Raw genomic sequence first — 18,848 nt, forward strand, 5'->3', positions numbered from 1 at the left:
TTGAGCCTTACGGTTAGCTTCTTCCTGAGCTTTACGTTGAGTCTCTTCTTGAGCCTTACGGTTAGCTTCTTCCTGAGCCTTACTGTCAGCTTCTTCCTTACTCTTTGTGTCTGCTGTATCTTTTTTAGTATCTTGTGAAGTGGCAATTTTGGTGTCTGCCTTTTGTACAGTTTGATTGGAAGTTGATTTTCCATCAATAAATACAATACCTATTAAAAAGAAAGCTAGTGCTAGATATAAATATGAATATACTACTTTCTTTCTGGTTTTAATTTGTATTTTGGGTAATACAAATTGTGGTTTGATTAATCCAATAATTAAAGCCAGTAAGCTTAACGAAAATCCCAAAAAACCAATATTAACAAGGGCAGGGCGGATAGAATTTGGAATAATTGCTTGAAGTATTAAAAATAAAATAAAGATATAAACAATGGAAGCAATAAACATTTTCCATGCGGTTTTAGAACGATAACCAAAAAAATTTCTCCAGTTCATTTAAGATCCTCCTTATCTAAGGTACTAGATTTTGCTTATAAATTATAATGCCGTAATGATTTAATATCGAGATGCAATTCATCACCTCTCATTTAATAAAATTAATGTATTTATGTAACAAATATACATATGTAAGCATATCATTGTCGTTAACAAATTTTCCATTTTTTTATTTTCATTTTGTCTCATTCATTAGCAAATGAAAGGTTAATCATCATTTAAAAGGAAAATTTGGTGTTAAAATATGAATTAATATAAGGTAGTAAGTATTAATTAATCTGTATAAGGAAGTGAGTAAGTATGAAGAGAAAAATATCAGTGGTTGGTGCGGTAATTGTTAATGAAAATAATGAAGTCTTATGTGCATTACGCTCTCCTACAATGACGTTACCGAATTATTGGGAATTTCCAGGTGGTAAGATAAACAAGGGAGAAGAGCCACCAGCTGCATTAATTCGTGAAATTAAAGAAGAGCTTGGATGTACAATTGTTGTAGATGAGAAGGTAGAGGAAGTCGAGTACGAGTATGAAACTATTGTTGTTCATCTTACTACATATAAAGCTAGAATCTTGGCAGGTAAGCCTAAAGCTCTTGAGCATGCAGAGCTAAAATGGATGAGTATTAAAGATTTAAAGCATTTAAAGTGGGCACCTGCTGATATTCCTACCGTAGAAGCACTGTAGGAATATTTTAATGAAATATCCTTGAGAATTATAATTTTATTATGTAATATATAATTATATTGTTAGTTTATTTGATTCCGTTTATTCCCACATCTTATGTGTTGTGGTTGAGTTGTAGAAGCAAGTTTTTTCTTGTTTCAATTTTGAAAGGGCTTCTTTGAGCCGATTAGTGTATATAGCTTATTTGCTATGCACGATTAATCGACTTAAAGGAGCCCTTTTTTGTTTGTTTAAGTGGATGTATAAAGTAGGTTTTAAGCTAAAGAGAAAAATGATTGTTTAGAAGGGATATATAGTGATGAATTGAGACCTATAGCATCTAACAAAAAGAGTTATATGAAATTATAGTAAGTTAAATCTTTTATAGAGATTTCAAAATACCGAAGTAATAAGCGCAGTTAAAGGGGAAGGTCTCAAATTTTTAAAGGGACACAATAATGCATCTATAGAAGAGGAGAATAAAAATTGAAACCAACTAGAGAAAAGTACGTAATTAATGGAGAGTACACAATAGAACGTAAGCTTTTACATAATGAGATTATTGAATCATTTCTAAAAGGTCAATTACAGCAAGAACAGGAACCTGAAGCTATATTACTTGGTGGTGGTTCTGCTGCTGGAAAAAGTTCAATTGGAGAGTTAGTAATTAAGGGGTATAAACTTCAGAAACAAAATATGATTTGGATAGATCCTGATAAGATTAAAGAAAAAATACCAGAGTATCAAGATGCAATGGAATCTGAAGATATTGAGTCAATGAAACAAGCAGCTTTTCTAGTTCATGATGAAAGTAGTGATATTACCATGAAACTATTAAAGATTTGCATGAAAAGAAAACTAAACTTTATGTATGATGGTACAATGAAAAATGAAGTGAAATACATAAAGTTAATTCAACAATTAAGACAAGCGGGTTTCAGCATTAAAGCAATCATTGTGGATGTTCCAATAAAAGTGGCCTTAGAACGATCTAATATGCGTTTTAAAGTAACAGGAAGATTGGTTCCTGAACATATTATTGAACAAAGTCATATGAGAGTAGCTACTACATTTTCTAAAATTAAAGATTTAATAGATTGCTACACTTTATATGATAATACAGGAAAGGAACCAGAAGTTTTTGCTTTTAAAGAATCAAAACGAGTAAAAGAAATTATTGTGGATGAATCTCGAAATAATCAATTTTACGAGAAGTCAGTCCTTGTTTTTTAGGTGATTTATATCGTATAAATTTTTATAAAATAATTAATAGATTTTACCCTGACATTTTATTATATTATTGATATAATAAATACAGGAGGCGATATAAATGGAACTTAAAGACCTTATGAATTATATTGAAGAAAACAAAGAAGAACATTTTCATGATTTAATCGCTAAAAATGAACGGGAAATTGCAAAAAAAGAAGAAGAATAGAAATAAAAAATTTAAAATAGAAGAGTTGACCTTTTGGGTCAACTCTTTTGTTTTTATAAATGGATATAAAGTTGGATTTCTCAATTGTTGAGTAAAAGGAATTGTAGAATTTTTCTGTAGAGAAGGTTGTTTGGTATTGAAAATGAAACAGACAATTTGCTAATCATAGGAGAGTTTTTTAGTATTATATTAAATAGAAAATAGCGTAATGAGTTAACGCTTTAGGAGAGAGTATATGAATCATTTTATTGTTATGCAGGGGCATACATATCAAGAGGAAAAAGGATTAGAAATTATTTGGTCACCTAAAAAGGATAGAGGCGGTAATGTACCACATTCATGGAAAAGAATGATGGATGTAAAAGAGGGGGATCGGATCTTTCATTATGTAAAAGGGAATATTGTAGCAGTTAGTATCGCTGAAGAAGATTGTAAGGAATCGAATAAACCATCGATTATGAAAAGCCATGATCAATGGAATGATGAAGGCTATTTGGTATCTTTAAAATATCATGAGTTAGAAAAACCAATTAATATACGTGAGAAATTTGAAGAAATATCGCACCTGTTGCCAATTAAATATTCACCTTTTCAATCAGATGCAAATGGAAACCAAGGTTATTTATATCCATGTAATGAAGAATTAGCCCTTAAATTAATGGAACTAATTGGTGATTCAAACATTTATAAAATAAATGATGAGCAATTAGAGTTAGCAGTTGATCCGGTAAGAAGGACAGAAAACAACACATTAATTCCGGTTATAGCTGAAACGGAATCCGAAGTAAAAGCAAAAATCCGAATTGGACAGCAAAAATTTAGAGAGGAATTAATGGAGATTTGGAGCGAAAAATGTGCATTATGCGGAATAGATTTACCAGAATTGTTAAGAGCAAGTCATTCTAAGCCATGGAAAGATAGTACAAGTATGGAACGCTTAGATCCGTATAACGGTGTACTACTGTGCTGTAATCATGATGCTCTTTATGATAAAGGATTTATCACATTTGATGGACAGGGACGACTGCATATTTCCTCATTAATAGTGGAAACAGATTATTTGAAATTTGGATTAATACCAAAAGCTAAGATAGGAATTCAACCGGAAAATAAATTATACTTTAAGTGGCATAAGAGGAATATTTTTAAAGTAAAATAGTATAATTTTCAACTTCAAGGACAGGAAGAACATAAGAGAGACGAATTGGGTTATCCAGTAAAGGGGAATGGTACATGTATAACTGTAATCAATGTGGAACAGAAATGATTATGCAATTACAAGATAGATATAGAGAATATTGTCCCAAATGTGAAGAGCTTAAACCAAATAACTTGGTATACTATAATCTATATGAATTACTAGATTATATGGAAGCTAATCACTACATGAGTAAGGAAAATATGCTACATAATTTTTTGAAATGGGAGTTTGATTTAACGAAAGGGAATATATTTAAGTTATATCTAGCCATAGATAAATATGACCAATTCAATGATGAGGATTTTACAAGAAAATTAGAGGACTATATCAAGGGGATTCGATTAAAATTAAATGTTAAATATGAAGATGATTATATCTGGATCAAGGTTAATTAGATGGAATTATAGATATAATGAATTTTGTTTTAAAGAAATAGTAAGTAATTGAGAGGAGATTAATAGTGATGGAAGATTTGCAAAAGGCAGTAATAAAATTTCGAGATGAGAGAAATTGGGGGCAGTTTCATAATGCGAAGGATCTAGCAATTTCCTTAAATTTAGAAGCATCAGAGTTGCTTGAAACTTTTCAATGGAAGTCTAGTGAAGAAGCAACAGAGACGAAAATGCAGGAAATAAAAGAAGAAATGGCCGATGTAATGATCTATTTACTTATGCTAAGTGATAAATTAGATATTGATCTAGAAGAAGTAGTACATGCTAAGTTGGAAAAGAATGCAGAGAAATATCCTGTAGAAAAAGCATTTGGGAGTAATAAAAAATATAACGAACTGTAAAACGAAAATCGTTTTACAGTTTTTTAAAATGGTTATGAGAAAGCAGATGGTTGAGATCATGATTTGGATGTAAGGATTGTATTTCAAAAGTATGAAATCCACACATCCTTAAGTATTCTTAAAATTAAAAAGTAGGGAGTTATTCAAATGCTATCATTTGCAGCAAAATTATCTTCATTTTACATAATTAAAAAGAAGCGAAAAGAGTTTGGGCAAGGATGTATCAGAGATCCTAAAATAGATGGAATACCAGTAGTCTATATTCAACGGGATAAGAAGAATTTATATGTAGGTAAGTCTACAGATATATATGAGCGTTTTGTTGCACATATAAGTGATGAAGCTAAAACATTCAATGAAGTTATTGTAATAAAAAGTGAATTATTTAATGAAAGTTCAATTAAGCATATTGAAACATTGTTAATTGAATATTTATCTGCAGATGATAAATTTAACTTACTGAATAAAGTAAGGGGCCAAAAGATTCATTCTTATAACGGCATTGAAGATGTTCAAAGTATGTTTAAAGAAATTTGGAATGAGTTAATTAAAGAAGGGGTAGCTAGTGAAAATTTAGGTGAGATACATAATAAATTTATTTATAAATATTCACCGTTTAAAGAGTTATCGGCTAATCAAATTGAGGTTTGTAAAGACATTTTTAATACAATGCTTACTACATCAAATAGTCGACATTTGATTACAGGGGACCCGGGTACTGGTAAAACAATTGTATTAACAAACATCTTATATGCGCTTGCTTATGACAGTGAAACTGGTAAAGCGAGAGAGGGATTGAATTATAAGGATATAGCACTTGTTGTTCCACAAAATCACTCATTAAATTTATATAAGAGCTTGATGAACAAACTAGGTCTACAAAGTATTACAGTACTGTCACCTTCACAATTTATTAAGCAGGCAAAAAGTAGGGGCACAAAATATAAATATGTTTTTGTGGACGAAGCACATCGTCTAAAACAATATTTTGGTAAACAAGCACGTGATTTAAAACATTTAGTCACCGATAATGGTTATACAACTGAGTTGGAATTAATAGAAACATTTGCGTATCACTTAACTGTGGTTTATGATCCATACCAAACAATTCGACCAGCAGATATAAATACAGCTGTATTCCAGCAGTTGACAGCGAATTATAAGAGGCATCCCTTACATAAACAATTCCGTTTAAAATCTGGAGATCAATATTTAGCATGGCTTCGTAAATATTTACAAATAGCAAATAATGTTGGAGTGTATGAAGAAGGGTTATTGCGGGGCTATGATTTTAAGGTAATGGACTCTATTACAGAATTGAATGAATCTATGAAAATGTTAAATGAAAAACATGAATTATGTCGTGTAGTCGCGGGTTATTCTTGGAAATGGATTACACAGAAGGACAAAAATCATTATGATATAAAAGATCCTGTTACAGGTGAGACATTCAAATGGAACTCAAAGGTAAAAGGTTGGATTAACTTTGAGAATAGTATAGAGGAAATAGGATGTATACATACTACACAAGGTGCGGATTTAAATTATGTTGGTGTGATTTTAGGAGCTGAAATTGATTGTGGTTACGCAGGTGAAGAAAATGGAGACTATGATTTAAATAAGGCTAAGATTGTAGTGAATCCAAAAGAATATAAAGATCGAAACGGTCTTCCAATTAAGGGAACAGATATAAATAATGAGGAGTTAACATCCTATATTAAACGTATTTATTACGTACTATTATCTCGCGGTATAAATGGATGTTATGTCTATGCAGTAAATCAAAATATGCAAAGATATTTAAAGGAGATAGCAAAAGTAAGTCAATAATTATGAAAAGGGGTTACCTTTAATGCGGTAGTCCCTGCCAATTAGATAGCATTTAATAAGTATTTAAAGAGCCTTACTACACACAAATTGTAGTAAGGCTCTTATTATCTCTATAGAAATAAGGATTAGAAAATAACTTATCCCCTCGGAAGAAAAAAGACTTTATTTTAACTTTCCTATTGATAGGTTAACACGATAATTCCCATATTTTAATAGTCGCCCTAGAAAGTTATCCAATTCTTCATTAGAAGAAAAATGTGTTTTTAATAAATAACATCCTTCACCACTTACACGATGTACTTCAGATATTTCTTCTTCTTTTTGAAAGAAGTTCATAAACTCTTGATGATTAGCTGATGTGACAAACAAAGTAACAAATGCAGTCACTGTTTGTCCTAGTTTGATTCGGTTTATTGCGATTGTATATTGTTCAATAATCCCTAAATCCTCTAATCTCCTAATTCGATTTCCTACAGCCTGCCCAGTCATATGTATTTTTTGCCCTAGTTCTTTCCATTGTATTCTTGAGTTTTCTCCTAACAATTTTAGTATCTCAAAATCTGTTTGATCAATGATATAAACCAATCCTTTCACCGTGAAAGTAGAAACCCAGAAAGTGTTTCGCCAACTTATTCTGCTTATCGATACAATTCACTATACTTAGTTTATCCTCTTACATCGCATTGTTTATTAGTTATATTTACTTATAACACAGAGGACGCAACAAAAAAATACATCTAGATTTAAAGGAGGTTACTAATATGTTATTACAAGATATTTTATCGTTCAATGAACAATTTGTAGAAAATAAGGAATACGCTCTCCGTGAAGCAACAAAAATGCCTAAAAAACGTATGGTTGTTGTTTCTTGCATGGATGCTCGTTTAATTGAGCTACTTCCAAAAGCTTTAGATATACACGATGGGGATGCAAAAGTTATTAGAAATGCAGGTGGTAAGATTGCTTCTCCTTTCGATAGTGTTATGCAAAGTGTTGTAGCATCAGTATATGATCTAAATGCAGATGAAATCTTTCTTATCGGACACCATAGATGTGGTGCAAGCCAAACTAATCCCAAAGGAACACTTCAAAAAATATTAGATCGTGGAGTAGCTTCACCAGAAATTTTAGCAGCAATTGAATATGCTGGTGTTGACCTTGAAAAATGGCTATTTGGATTCGATGATATCTGTGATTCGACTCAAGCTAATGTTGATTTAGTAAGAAATCATCCACTTATTCCAAAAGATGTTCCTGTACATGGTTTAGTTATTGATCCTCACACAGGTAAATTAGATGTAGTAGTTGATGGATATAAAACATTAAATGGTATGAAACAGTAATTATTACTTAAATGAAGGGAAGTTATTAGATATGAATAGACAAGAAGCTACGCAAAAAATTATGGAAGCAAAAATTGCAAAAGGTTTAACATGGGAAGAAATTTCAAAAGTAAGTGAAAACTCTGAGACTTGGGTTGTAACAGCATTATTAGGGCAGGCTACAATGACACGTTCGGAGGCAGAAAAAATCGGTAAACTATTACAATTAGATGAAGAAGTAGTTCAGGCATTAACAGTAGTTCCACTTAGAGGTCAAGTAATGCAAATGCCTCCTACAGACCCAATCTTATATCGATTATATGAAATGATGTTACAATACGCACCAACTCTTAGAGAATTAATCTTAGAAAAAGCCGGTGAAGGTGTAATGAGTGCAATTAACTTCAATCTAGGTGTAGATACACAAGAAGATCCAAAAGGTGGCGATCCTCGTATCGTTATTACACTTAACGGGAAATTCTTACCGTTCCGTACATGGTAATTAATCAAAAATCCATCTATATAATTAAAATGATTTTATAGAGTTACAAAATCCATCCTTTTTAATTTAACTGTATAGAAAGGATGGATTTTTACTATGAGATTCTTTTTTTGGTAAAGGAGAATAATATGAATAAAAAATACTTTAATACAAGCTTTAATATTCTACAGTGGTTTGTTTTTTTATTAGCAAATGCAATTGCATTACCTATCATTATTGGCGGTATATTCCATTTATCAATAGAAGATATTTCAACATTAATGCAGCGCACTTTTTTAGTCGTGGGAGTAAGTTCATTTATACAAGCTTTGTTTGGACATAACTATCCCATTGCGGATGGTCCAGCGGGTTCATGGATAAGTATATTTGTCATACTAGGACAAGTCGCTATGCATCAGGGACAAAGTGCAAAAGACGTGTTGCAACTTTTAGAAGGTGGATTAATTATTGCAGGTATATTACTCTTCGTTCTTGGTATAACAGGGCTTGTTCATCGAATCTTACGTTTATTTACCCCTTTAGTTACAGGAACTTTTCTTTTAACCTTAGCACTTCAGCTTAGTGGTGTGTTACTAAAAGGAATGATGGGATTACAAGGATCTGCAACTCATCCTGACTATCCAACAGCTACTATTGCACTCTTTGTTTTTGCCCTTATTACTTACTTATCAATTAAAGGGAAAGGATGGATGAAAAGTTACGCTGTGTTACTTGGAATCTCATTTGGTTGGCTTTTGTATGCTGTTTTAGGAAAATCATCTCATATGCCTTCACACACACAGCTAGTTAAGTTACCACAGATATTCGCTTGGGGGACACCTAGATTCGATATTGGAATGACCCTAACTGCAACTTTATTTACATTTCTTTTAGTTGCAAATACAATTGCGGCTATTTCAGCTGTAAAACAAGTAGCTCCCTTATCTAAAGAAAATGAAAAGCAGACATTGAACCGTGGTATATGGGTCGGAGGTATATCACATATTATCTCATCGTTATTCTCTACAATTGGAATTGTACCATTACCTGCATCAGCGGGATTTATTCAACTAACAGGACAAAGAAAAGTGAATTTATTCCTTATAGCGAGTCTTATATTAGCAGGAATTTCTTTTGTTCCCTCAATCGTAAGCTTTATATCCTTGCTTCCAGGCCCTATTGCAAATGCTGCACTTTTAGCAACATTTGTCCAAGTAATAGGCATTTCATTTCAATCAATTTTAAGCGAAGAATTAAATCAACGCCGATTAACAATATTAGGAATTACATTATTAATCAGTTTAGGAATAATGTTTCTTCCAGAAAGCGCATTTAGCGGCATTCCTTCTTCCTTACAATATGTTTTAATGAATGGATTACTCGTGGGTACCATGATTGTCATTCTATTGGAACAGTTTTGGAAAGAGTAAAGTATTTATATGCTTTTTTATTTGGGAGAAAATATAGGTTAAAAATCAGCATTTGGAAATATTTTAAAATATCTTGATATAAACCTATGTATTTTGTAATATATAGGTATATTGTTAGTTTATTTGATTCCGTTCATTCCCACACCTTATGTGTTGTGGTTGAGTTGTAGAAGTAAGTTTTGTTCTTACTTTAATTTTGAGAGGGCTTCTTTGAGCCGATTAGTGTATTTAGCTTATTTTGCTATGCACAATTAATCGACTTGAGGAGGCCTTTTTTGTTTGGGTTTAAACAGGTATAAATATATATTTCTGTATAAAAAAACAGATTAAGATAGGAAGTTTATATAGGGGAGAATACATATGAGTAATGATTTGTTTATCAGGGAATTTGGAGGGATATGTAGTTTTTTTACGTTAAATGTATACACGGATACATGAAACTGTGATTTTAAAATAGATACATAATAGATTTACGAATCGCAGCAAAAATAATTATATAGAAGTTTTGTAGACGACATAAATGTACTCATTATAAGAAGGATGAATAGAATTTTACTGTGAATTTTTAAAAAACGTATCAATTGATACGTTTTTTATTGTAATTCTAGTAAATATGAGGTACGATTTGAAAGGGGAAAGAATTTTAATGCATATTAGCTTTCAAAATAGGGAGACAAAAAAGCACACTAATTTTACAATCGGGGAGATTGAGCAGTACATATTAGAGTTTAAAAAATTAATTAAAAATAATCGATTTACGGTTTCTCGAAATGAAAAAAGGAAAGAGAATAGTGAATTTTTAGAGGCTAATAAGATTAACGCTAGTAAAGTGAAAGAGATTCTTCTTAATATAGGAGTACGTGATTTTTGTTATGCAGTTGATAATAAAAATCCAAATTTTGCTCATGAAAAATTGTATATCTTTTGTCCACAATATGAGTTAGATAATTGGGGACAAAAGAAGTCGGTAGATATATATATTAAGATGAATCTAATTGAAAATAAGGACAGGAACAAATACATGATAGTTGTTTCTTTCCATAAAAGGAATAAACCAGTCACTTATCTTTTTAGGTAAAGATAAGTGACTAATGGTTTTAAAATGAGGGAGGATTTTTATGTTGGTTTTATGTGAGTTTTGTCGAGATATGGTAAAGTATTCTACTAAAGATGTTCAAAAAGTGACAGTCATTAGAGGGAAGCAATATTATTACGTAGGTAAAGAAGCAAATTGCGAGGAGTGTAAATCTGAAATATTTGTTCCTAACATTCATGATTATAATTTAGAACAATTAGATCATGCCTATAGACAACGGGAACAGTTAGTTACTATTTCTGAAATAAGAGAGGTTTTAGAAAAATATAAGATTGGAAAACGTCCATTGTCTTTACTTTTAGGTTGGGGAGAAGTTACCCTAACAAGGTATGTAAATGGAGATATTCCGACAAAGCAGTACTCGGATATATTGAAAAGATTAGGTAGAGATCAATGTTTTATGCTAGATATTTTGGAAAGAAATAAAGATTTAATTACTCAAAAAGCATATAGAGTCTCTAAAGGAGCAATCGCAAAGCTACAGGAAAATGATGATATTCCTTCTACGCAGACTACGAAAATCGAGGAAGTTGCTAACTATTTGCTATATAAAAATGATGATATTACTCCTTTAGCCCTTCAAAAGCTTTTATACTATGCGCAAGGATTTTGTAGGGTGTTTACTGGAACATATTTATTTGAAGATGATTGTGAAGTAGGAAGTCACGGCCCGATATATCGAGTTATTTTTGATAAATACAAAGGATATCAGTACGACAATCTTGAAGTTAATTATGATAGTACAACTCAGTTAACTCAAATAGAAAAGCAACTATTAGATTGTGTAGTTGATACTTTAGGCTGTTATAGTGGGAAGACTTTAAAGAAAATGATTCTATTTGACTTACCATGGGCAGTAGCTGATCTAGAATTAGAAGATAATAATTCTGGTAAACCTATCATGGAAAAAGAGGAGATAGATAATTGTTTTAATACAATGAAACAGGCATATAATTTAGTTGCTATTACTGATATTAAACAATATTGCATAAGAGTATTTGACAATATAAATAATTAAATAGTGTAACTATATCATTTTTAATATGATTGATATATACATTTTATTTACTGTTAATCAGACCTCTGTAAAGGTATTAAAAGATAGTACTAATTACAGAATATTAGGAGTGCAGAATATAAACACTTTTAACACGATGTAAATGTGCATATTAAATAAAGAGTAAAGTGAATTGATACATTATATGGTAAAATGATATATGTGAATACGCCTTATGAAGTAAATTTTATGCTTTGGACCTTTAGCTCAGCTGGTTAGAGCAAACGGCTCATAACCGTTCGGTCGTAGGTTCGAGTCCTACAAGGTCCACTTATAAACAAGGAGAAAGCACTCATTTGAGTGCTTTCTCCTTGTTTATAATAAATAAAGGGGATTGTGACATGAAAATAATTGATTTAGAGACAGAAAGAAAAAAGAAGGGGAAATTAATGGTAACTATTCCAATTATAGAACTAATATATGGAGAAAAAGGGGAAATTGAATTTAAAGTAGTGGGAAAAAAAGTTGTTCCACAATCCATGTTAGAGAATTAAACTATTTTCAATTCCTATAGGCTGTAAGGTCGTTAGGTGGGAGATTTCTAAGTACGGAAACCTCGTGGATTTTGATTGATTATGCTATCCCTGTAGTTCCTAAGGCTAAGAGATGAGTTTTCTCCGTTAGTATGGGAGAAAAAGGAGAAAGGAAAGCACATAGCTATTGCGGTTTTAGATACGGGTTGCTTATATGGTATTCGGGGATGCCTTACGTAAGGATATTTTAAAGGCTATATTTAATGTCAATGTTAAAACATCTTCTTTAGACGTAGAGGTGATAACGGAGCTAGTGTTATCAGGAAAAGCTCATGAAATTGTTAAGCAGAAGAAATTTTTAGCGGAGTCTGCAAACGAAATTTATTCAGGATATTTTTCTTCCAACAAGCCTGTAGGGCATCCTTTTAGTTTTTACCGTTAGCTACCTATTCAAAATCATTATGATGCATTTTAATTAGAAACAGATTTGGAGAGGCACGGCATTCGGGTTTTTCATTCCGAGCGCTTTATTACCGCACAAACCATGCCTAATCAGTATTTACGAGTTGTTCTATCCTCTACAAACTCATTAGAAGAGTTGAAAATAGGGCTAGAAATACTAAAACCATATCTCGGCTAGTTTAAAAAGAATGCAGCAGACATTTACTTAAAATAAAGGAAAATGCTATTTAACAGTAAAAATGTAGTAAAAACTCTTCTATAGGAAAGAAGCGTTTTTTTGTGAGTCTATAGCGTTCTGGGGAGAATTAGTATTTTTATTATTAAAAACAATAAATAAATATATATAAATATAATGTATTTGTGTTATTATGATTACGTTGGAAAATAAAGTATATTTTCATTCGTAATCATAATTAGGAGAAGAAGGGGAAATAGCATGAAAATGAAAAAAATGATTTTAACAGGTGTAGTACTTGCAGCAACAACTTTAACATCTTTATCAAATGTACAGGCAGATACAACATTTAAAGATGTTCCAGCAAATCACTGGTCTACAAAAGCAATTTATGATTTAACAAATCGTAAAGTAGTGCAAGGGTACGGAAATAATATCTTTGGCTTTGGTGACAATGTAACTCGTGGGCAAGTTGCTCGAATGATTTATATGTACCTAAAACCAGCAGATGCAGATGCTAGCTTCAAAAATCCGTTTACTGATATTAAAGGACATTTGTTTGAAAAAGAAATCTTAGCACTTGCTAAAGCAGGATTTGTAAATGGATTTGGTGATGGAAAGTATGGTCCAGATGATATTTTAACTCGTGAACAAATGGCACAAGCACTTACAAATGCTTTTAAATTTAAGGCAACGAAAACAACAAAATTTGCAGATGTTGATAAAAATTCTTGGTCTTACGGTGCAATTAGTGCATTAGAGGAAAATGGGGTTACAATTGGTACTGGAGGTAATATGTATTCTCCAAAAATGTTTGTAACACGTGAAGCGTATAGTCAGTTCTTATATAACTCTATTAATGCAGTTGAAAAAGAAACAAAACCAGAGCCAAAACCAGAGCCAAAGCCAGAGACAAAACCAGGGGTAACGCCAATAGGTATTCCCAATGCGTTAGTGACAGATGATTTTTTCTTTGATAGATATTCAATTGAAATTTCATCTGTAAGAGAGCGATCTATTTCTAAACAAGGTCAAAATCTTGTTACTGAAGTAAATAAGAAATATAATGCGAATTTCAGATATAGATATGTAGCATCAGAAATTGATCTATATACTCCTAATTTACCAAGAATGATTGACTCTCATGGTTCATTTTCGTTTGTTGGGAAGGATGAAGATAACTTCTATTTCATGTTTGTCGTTGACAAATCAACTGTTGAGCTAGCGAAAAACTGGATGCATATGATAAATCCGAATTTCACTCTTGATAAAGAGATTGATAGATTAGTAAATCCAAATCCAGAATTAAAAAAAGAAATTGATAGTTTTGTAAAAAATGATAAGGATTATATCAATCGTTTTGAAAAAGATAATCATAGCGTAGAATTAAATGTAAGTCCTCTACAGTGGGTAAAACCTGGGGAGTCTGTAGTTACTCTACATCCAGATTACTATGTATTAGGAATTTCTGTACAAGGAAAGTAATATTTAAGTAGTGTATTGATTTTCGTACAGTGACGGATAGACAATATTAGGGCTTATTGATTTTTTGAAAAAGACCTACTGTTATTGAAGTGCACCCCAATTGTTAGACACATAATTAACAATTGGAGGTGTATTTTTTTATTTGCTTTAACTGTATAGATTTTTTAAACAATAGATACTATTTCATTTCTTCTGATTTAACGATGGAGCACTCTTTTTTCCTCGTCAGCGTTTGAACCAACAATTAAAACATCTTAATTCCTTTAGCAAGGCTTGTAAAATTCCAAAAGTTCAACAGGAATATTATTTTTGTATGCTATACATGCTTTTGTATCACCACGCTGAATGGTCTTTTGGTCAATTAACAAAAGCGCAGCAAACGTATTTGCTTCTATCTCTAATTTATCAACGGAAAAGAATGTATTCTTACGCAGAAAAGGTGTATTTGCATGAGTGTGTAGAACCGCGTGTCCTAATTCATGAGCACAAACAGTTCTCTGCATAGATGGAGATAAATTAGTATTAATAACAATGAAACGATTTCTTTTTTCATATTTATAAAAACCATTTATTTCTTCATGTAAATCCCATGTTAGTACATGTATTTTTAAGTAATCTGCAAGCTCATAGGGGTTTTTCGTGTTGTATTTGGTGCAAAGTTGTTGGACTAGATCTCTAATGACGAATTTCAATATTTTCCCTCCTAAGCTTGCATCAGTTATCGTCTGGATTACGATATTTCTTAGGCACGTATTTTTTATTGATTACTTTTGTTTGTTTTACAATGTACTCCATTGCATCTAATAATGACTCTACCGCTTCTTGACTCATAGGTTCACCAGAGAACATTAAGCCATCTTCCCCTTGTAGATCTTTCTTTATTTCTTCCATTCTTTTTGCTATATCTTTCTCATCTTTTGGCGTTACTTGTTCGTTTGGTTCGCCTGTAACAGATCGACCAAGTAAATAGTCAGCTGAAACTGAAAAGCAATCAGCTAATTTAGTTAAAACATCATGTGGAGGGAACCTCTCTTCTGATTCGTAGTAACCTATCATTCTTTGGGATACGCCGATTTTTTCTGCCAGTTGTTTTTGAGTTAAATTCTCTTTTTTTCGTAAGGATTTTATTCTAAGTCCTATCACATTGTTCACCTCTCTAATTGAACTAATTGTTCTCTTTGAATTCATTTTAGCACAAAAAGTTCTTTTATGCATTGACAAAGAACAATTAGTTCTTTAATCTGTATTTAGAACTAATTGTTCTTATGGAGGTAGGATAATGGGAAATAAAATGTACGATCCGAAAAAAAACTTATATAAAGAAATTGCTAGCTATTGCGGAGTAACTGAACGTTATATTCGAATGATTGATCAAAAAGAAAGAACGCCATCAATGGAGACAGCTAGGAAGATTGCAAAGTTTTTTGATAAGAGTGTAGATAATATTTTTTTTAGTAATAAATCGAACTTTAAGTTCTTTTTAAGCGCACTCTGGTTTGAAAATAATGAAAAGTAGATTTTGTTAGGTGGAAGCTAAAAGTAGTGAGTACGGACCTTCTAAATTTTAATAATAATGGAGGGAGTGGATTAGAGATCGTAATAAATGCACAAGGTTTGTTGATGACATATAGGTATTGCAAAAGAATTTATTGATTTTGACAGAATGAGAGAACTGTGAATGGACAGTTAAAGAATGTAATAAGTAGGTAAACAAAGGTTTTAAAATATGAGAGGTAGATACTATGGGGATTTTCCGAGTAAAAAAAGATAATAATTATTCCGTTATTAATAATACCGGTTTAAAGGATAAAAGACTTTCTTGGAAGGCGAAAGGGATATTAGCTTACATACTCACACTTCCAGATGATTGGGTGTTTTATAGAGAGGAATTATCGAAACATGCAAAAGACGGTATAAATAGCTTAAGAGCTGGAATGCAGGAATTAAAAGAATACGGATATATTAAAAGATTTCCTGTTAGAGATGAAAAAAACAAAATTGTTAGGTGGGAGACAATTATTTACGAAATCCCAGTGGATGATTATCCACCAGTGGAAAACCCACCTGCTGGAAAACCTGTTGCTGGTAACCTACCGGTGGAAAATCACAAGCTACTAAATATTAATATACAAAGTACGAAAGAACTAAATACTGATATACAAAATATAAATCATCGTCATGATAATAAACAAAAATTAATCTCACAAAGGTTAATAAATGATGATTTTAAAATAAGTCATCAAGTTTTAATGAAGAATAGAATTTCATTAAGTGAAATAGCGATTAGAGAGCTTGGTGTATTTTGTGAATCATTAGGTAGTGAACTAATTGGGGAAGCAGTAAATAGATCAATTGATGAAAATGTACCAAAGTGGAGATATGTACGTGGGATTCTTAAAAAATGGGAAACCAAAAAGGTAAAAACACTCAAGGATGTAGCTATGCTAGATGCACAGTTTGATCTTGGTAAGAATAAAAAACAATTTGGGTTAGGGAATACCAATCGAAATGAAATGGTACCAGAATGGTTACATGAAAAAGAAGATGTTCCAGAAGAGCAGCCTATAAAAAATAATGAGTTAACTATTGAAGAAGAGCGTGAGAGATTAAAAACTTTATTAAAAAAATATAAATTATAATTAATATTTATAAATTTTATTAAATTGATAATAAAGGTTAGCTTATCTTTAGTGACAAAAATAAAAGCAGGATTTAAATAAAGAAAAGTAGGGGGATTATTATATGTTTGACTGGCTCAAAGATTATCAGAAACTAGAAGAAGAAATTGCATATTTAGAATATAACTTAGACAAATCAAAAGCAGAATTAAAGCGCTGGACTAGTGGGGACTTGCAAAATGTACGATTAACTGCTGAATCGGAGGGGGCGAAAGTAGAGGATCGGATTGAAGTTATTGAATATGAATTAGGACATAAGATGAATGAAGTATTTGATTTAAAGATTTTAATTAATAAGTTTACAGGTTTAGATCATCAAATACTCAAAATGAAGTATGTTGATGGAATGACTCTAGAACAAATAGCGTTTGAATTACATTATAGTACAGGCTATATTCGTCGCAAACATGCTGAAATAAAAAAGATTGTCAAGTTTATAGATGGGTTTTAATGTTACCTTTTTGTAGGGTACATGCAGTGTACAGAAAGTATTGAAAAAGTGATTTATAGTAGTAATATAAGATTTCGACGAAAGGGCAACTATTTTTATGGTTGCTCTTTTTGTTGTGAAAGAAGGTGAGCAACATGAAGTAATTTTAAACAAATTTTTCATTTAAATGTTAGATGTACTTAGTAGATTAAGAGTTCTATAAAAAATAATAGGAAAATAAGGAGAGATTTAGTAATGAGTATATTAGCTGCTTCAGTTAAAACAAAGAATCTGCCACAACAAGTGTTACGTTGGCAATCAATGGTAGAAAGTGAATGTTCAGCACAAGGTGTGTCTGAATTAGTTCCCTACGTACTTGGGATTATTATGGTGGAGAGTGGAGGAAACTCTGAAACAACACCTGATATTATGCAGTCCAGTGAATCACAAGGTTGGGCGATGAATACAATTAAAAATCCAAAAGATTCAATTTATTATGGAGTAAAGCATCTAAAAGGAGCTTTTGATGATGCAAAGAAAAATGGTATTACAGATTTAAGTGCTATTGTTCAATCATATAATTTTGGACGAGCTTACCTTCGTTGGTTAGCTTCTAATAATAAACAGCATTCATTACCGGTGGCAGACTTGTATTCTAAAACAGTTGTTGCTCCATCACTTGGAAATACGACTGGTGTTATGGTGAAATATAGTCAACCTATTGCTGTTGCATATAATGGTGGCTATCGATATAAAAATGGAGGGAATTTCTTCTACTCTGAAATTGTTAAACAATATGTAGATTTTGATGAAGCTGGTAATAACAATAAACCAATACAACCGGTGGGCTTGGGGATTGCTGTAAATAAATATCCGAATAACGGTGGTATTAATCTATATAGCCAACCACAAGGTGGACATTTTACGAGAGTAATTTATGATAAAACACCGTACCTTATTATAGATGCAGCATGGTTTGAAAATCCTATGATTTGTCTCGGAAACGAGGCATGGGCTGCTCTGGAACATTTCGATGTGCAATGGTTCAGTGCTTATTCAAAATATCCACCAGGTGGCGGTATTAACACGTATGATGGTCCTAACGGAAATTATACAGGTTTTGTAGATGGGTCTGTTCCATATAGACTTTTAGGACGAAAAGATGGTTACCTGGGTATTGGAAATAATGCATGGGTAAAAGAAGAACATTTTGATGTTAGATAATAACGGGGAGCTTTTTGTTCGGTTAATCTTAAGATTTGAAAAGCTAAAATACATCCAAAAAATAATAAATATAGACAGTGAACGAAGGTGCTCATTCAAGCACCTTTTTTATATT

20 protein-coding genes, 1 tRNA gene and 2 pseudogenes are annotated in these 18,848 nt (G+C 31.8%); 19 read left to right on the forward strand and 4 right to left on the reverse strand.

Annotated features, from left to right (window positions below; genetic code table 11):
• Positions 1 to 495, reverse strand: a pseudogene (locus RT27_RS23175) (protein TolA); the annotation flags it as partial.
• A gap of 300 nt (positions 496 to 795) precedes the next feature.
• Between RT27_RS23175 and RT27_RS23180 the strand changes: the two are divergent.
• The 6 genes from RT27_RS23180 (at position 796) to RT27_RS23205 (ending at position 6,420) form a co-directional block, all read left to right on the forward strand.
• Entirely contained in the window at positions 796 to 1,179 is a 384-nt protein-coding gene (locus RT27_RS23180) for a (deoxy)nucleoside triphosphate pyrophosphohydrolase (RefSeq protein WP_000823376.1), read from the forward strand.
• Positions 1,180 to 1,644: 465 nt separating this feature from the next.
• Positions 1,645 to 2,391, forward strand: coding sequence for a zeta toxin family protein (locus tag RT27_RS23185; protein ID WP_043937661.1), 747 nt, complete (start codon positions 1,645 to 1,647; stop codon positions 2,389 to 2,391).
• A 440-nt stretch (positions 2,392 to 2,831) separates the two neighbouring features.
• Positions 2,832 to 3,755, forward strand: a complete 924-nt coding sequence (locus RT27_RS23190; protein ID WP_043937662.1) for an HNH endonuclease — start codon at positions 2,832 to 2,834, stop codon at positions 3,753 to 3,755.
• Positions 3,756 to 3,829: 74 nt separating this feature from the next.
• On the forward strand, positions 3,830 to 4,192 hold the full coding sequence (locus RT27_RS23195; protein WP_043937663.1) for a hypothetical protein: 363 nt from the start codon (positions 3,830 to 3,832) through the stop codon (positions 4,190 to 4,192).
• Between the two features lie 68 nt (positions 4,193 to 4,260).
• Positions 4,261 to 4,590: a nucleotide pyrophosphohydrolase gene (locus RT27_RS23200; protein WP_000389841.1), complete on the forward strand. Its 330-nt coding sequence runs from the start codon at positions 4,261 to 4,263 to the stop codon at positions 4,588 to 4,590.
• 147 nt (positions 4,591 to 4,737) lie between these two features.
• Positions 4,738 to 6,420 (forward strand): DUF2075 domain-containing protein, encoded by a 1,683-nt coding sequence (locus tag RT27_RS23205; RefSeq protein WP_043937664.1) that lies wholly within the window; start codon positions 4,738 to 4,740, stop codon positions 6,418 to 6,420.
• A gap of 162 nt (positions 6,421 to 6,582) precedes the next feature.
• Here RT27_RS23205 and RT27_RS23210 read toward each other — a convergent pair whose 3' ends face one another.
• A complete protein-coding gene (locus tag RT27_RS23210) occupies positions 6,583 to 7,014 on the reverse strand; it encodes an Lrp/AsnC family transcriptional regulator (protein WP_000677475.1) in 432 nt (143 codons plus the stop codon).
• A gap of 167 nt (positions 7,015 to 7,181) precedes the next feature.
• On the opposite strand from RT27_RS23210, the gene RT27_RS23215 reads away from it, so the two are divergent.
• From RT27_RS23215 to RT27_RS23250, 9 genes and pseudogenes are all read left to right on the forward strand, one after another.
• Positions 7,182 to 7,763, forward strand: coding sequence for a carbonic anhydrase (locus tag RT27_RS23215; RefSeq protein ID WP_043937665.1), 582 nt, complete (start codon positions 7,182 to 7,184; stop codon positions 7,761 to 7,763).
• Positions 7,764 to 7,794: 31 nt separating this feature from the next.
• Positions 7,795 to 8,244, forward strand: a complete 450-nt coding sequence (cynS, locus tag RT27_RS23220) for a cyanase (protein WP_043937666.1) — start codon at positions 7,795 to 7,797, stop codon at positions 8,242 to 8,244.
• Positions 8,245 to 8,372: 128 nt separating this feature from the next.
• A complete protein-coding gene (locus tag RT27_RS23225) occupies positions 8,373 to 9,653 on the forward strand; it encodes a purine/pyrimidine permease (protein WP_043937667.1) in 1,281 nt (426 codons plus the stop codon).
• A 625-nt stretch (positions 9,654 to 10,278) separates the two neighbouring features.
• On the forward strand, positions 10,279 to 10,731 hold the full coding sequence (locus RT27_RS23230; protein WP_002062976.1) for a hypothetical protein: 453 nt from the start codon (positions 10,279 to 10,281) through the stop codon (positions 10,729 to 10,731).
• A 40-nt stretch (positions 10,732 to 10,771) separates the two neighbouring features.
• Positions 10,772 to 11,767, forward strand: coding sequence for a type II toxin-antitoxin system antitoxin SocA domain-containing protein (locus RT27_RS23235; protein WP_043937668.1), 996 nt, complete (start codon positions 10,772 to 10,774; stop codon positions 11,765 to 11,767).
• Between the two features lie 235 nt (positions 11,768 to 12,002).
• Positions 12,003 to 12,076, forward strand: a tRNA-Ile gene (locus RT27_RS23240).
• A gap of 71 nt (positions 12,077 to 12,147) precedes the next feature.
• Complete coding sequence (locus RT27_RS34880) at positions 12,148 to 12,300, forward strand: hypothetical protein (protein ID WP_000691090.1); 153 nt, start codon at positions 12,148 to 12,150, stop codon at positions 12,298 to 12,300.
• 178 nt (positions 12,301 to 12,478) lie between these two features.
• Positions 12,479 to 12,919: pseudogene (locus RT27_RS36265) on the forward strand (PLP-dependent aminotransferase family protein); the annotation flags it as partial.
• A gap of 258 nt (positions 12,920 to 13,177) precedes the next feature.
• Entirely contained in the window at positions 13,178 to 14,401 is a 1,224-nt protein-coding gene (locus RT27_RS23250; RefSeq protein ID WP_043937670.1) for an S-layer homology domain-containing protein, read from the forward strand.
• Between the two features lie 263 nt (positions 14,402 to 14,664).
• On the opposite strand, the gene RT27_RS23255 is transcribed toward RT27_RS23250, so the two are convergent.
• Positions 14,665 to 15,093, reverse strand: coding sequence for an ImmA/IrrE family metallo-endopeptidase (locus RT27_RS23255; RefSeq protein WP_000673778.1), 429 nt, complete (start codon positions 15,091 to 15,093; stop codon positions 14,665 to 14,667).
• 22 nt (positions 15,094 to 15,115) lie between these two features.
• Positions 15,116 to 15,544 carry a helix-turn-helix transcriptional regulator gene (locus tag RT27_RS23260; protein WP_000579788.1) on the reverse strand — a complete coding sequence of 143 codons (429 nt, stop codon included), beginning with the start codon at positions 15,542 to 15,544 and terminating at the stop codon, positions 15,116 to 15,118.
• A 136-nt stretch (positions 15,545 to 15,680) separates the two neighbouring features.
• On the opposite strand from RT27_RS23260, the gene RT27_RS23265 reads away from it, so the two are divergent.
• From RT27_RS23265 to RT27_RS23280, 4 genes are all read left to right on the forward strand, one after another.
• Positions 15,681 to 15,917 (forward strand): helix-turn-helix transcriptional regulator, encoded by a 237-nt coding sequence (locus RT27_RS23265; RefSeq protein ID WP_000527099.1) that lies wholly within the window; start codon positions 15,681 to 15,683, stop codon positions 15,915 to 15,917.
• Between the two features lie 226 nt (positions 15,918 to 16,143).
• Positions 16,144 to 17,040 (forward strand): DnaD domain protein, encoded by an 897-nt coding sequence (locus RT27_RS23270; protein WP_043937671.1) that lies wholly within the window; start codon positions 16,144 to 16,146, stop codon positions 17,038 to 17,040.
• Between the two features lie 103 nt (positions 17,041 to 17,143).
• Positions 17,144 to 17,530 carry a hypothetical protein gene (locus RT27_RS23275; protein ID WP_043937672.1) on the forward strand — a complete coding sequence of 129 codons (387 nt, stop codon included), beginning with the start codon at positions 17,144 to 17,146 and terminating at the stop codon, positions 17,528 to 17,530.
• A 234-nt stretch (positions 17,531 to 17,764) separates the two neighbouring features.
• Positions 17,765 to 18,733 (forward strand): lysozyme family protein, encoded by a 969-nt coding sequence (locus tag RT27_RS23280; RefSeq protein WP_043937673.1) that lies wholly within the window; start codon positions 17,765 to 17,767, stop codon positions 18,731 to 18,733.
• The last annotated feature ends 115 nt before the right edge of the window (positions 18,734 to 18,848 follow it).

The organism is Bacillus sp. L_1B0_5 (assembly GCF_000836715.1).
GTDB classification, from domain to species: domain Bacteria; phylum Bacillota; class Bacilli; order Bacillales; family Bacillaceae_G; genus Bacillus_A; species Bacillus_A thuringiensis_S.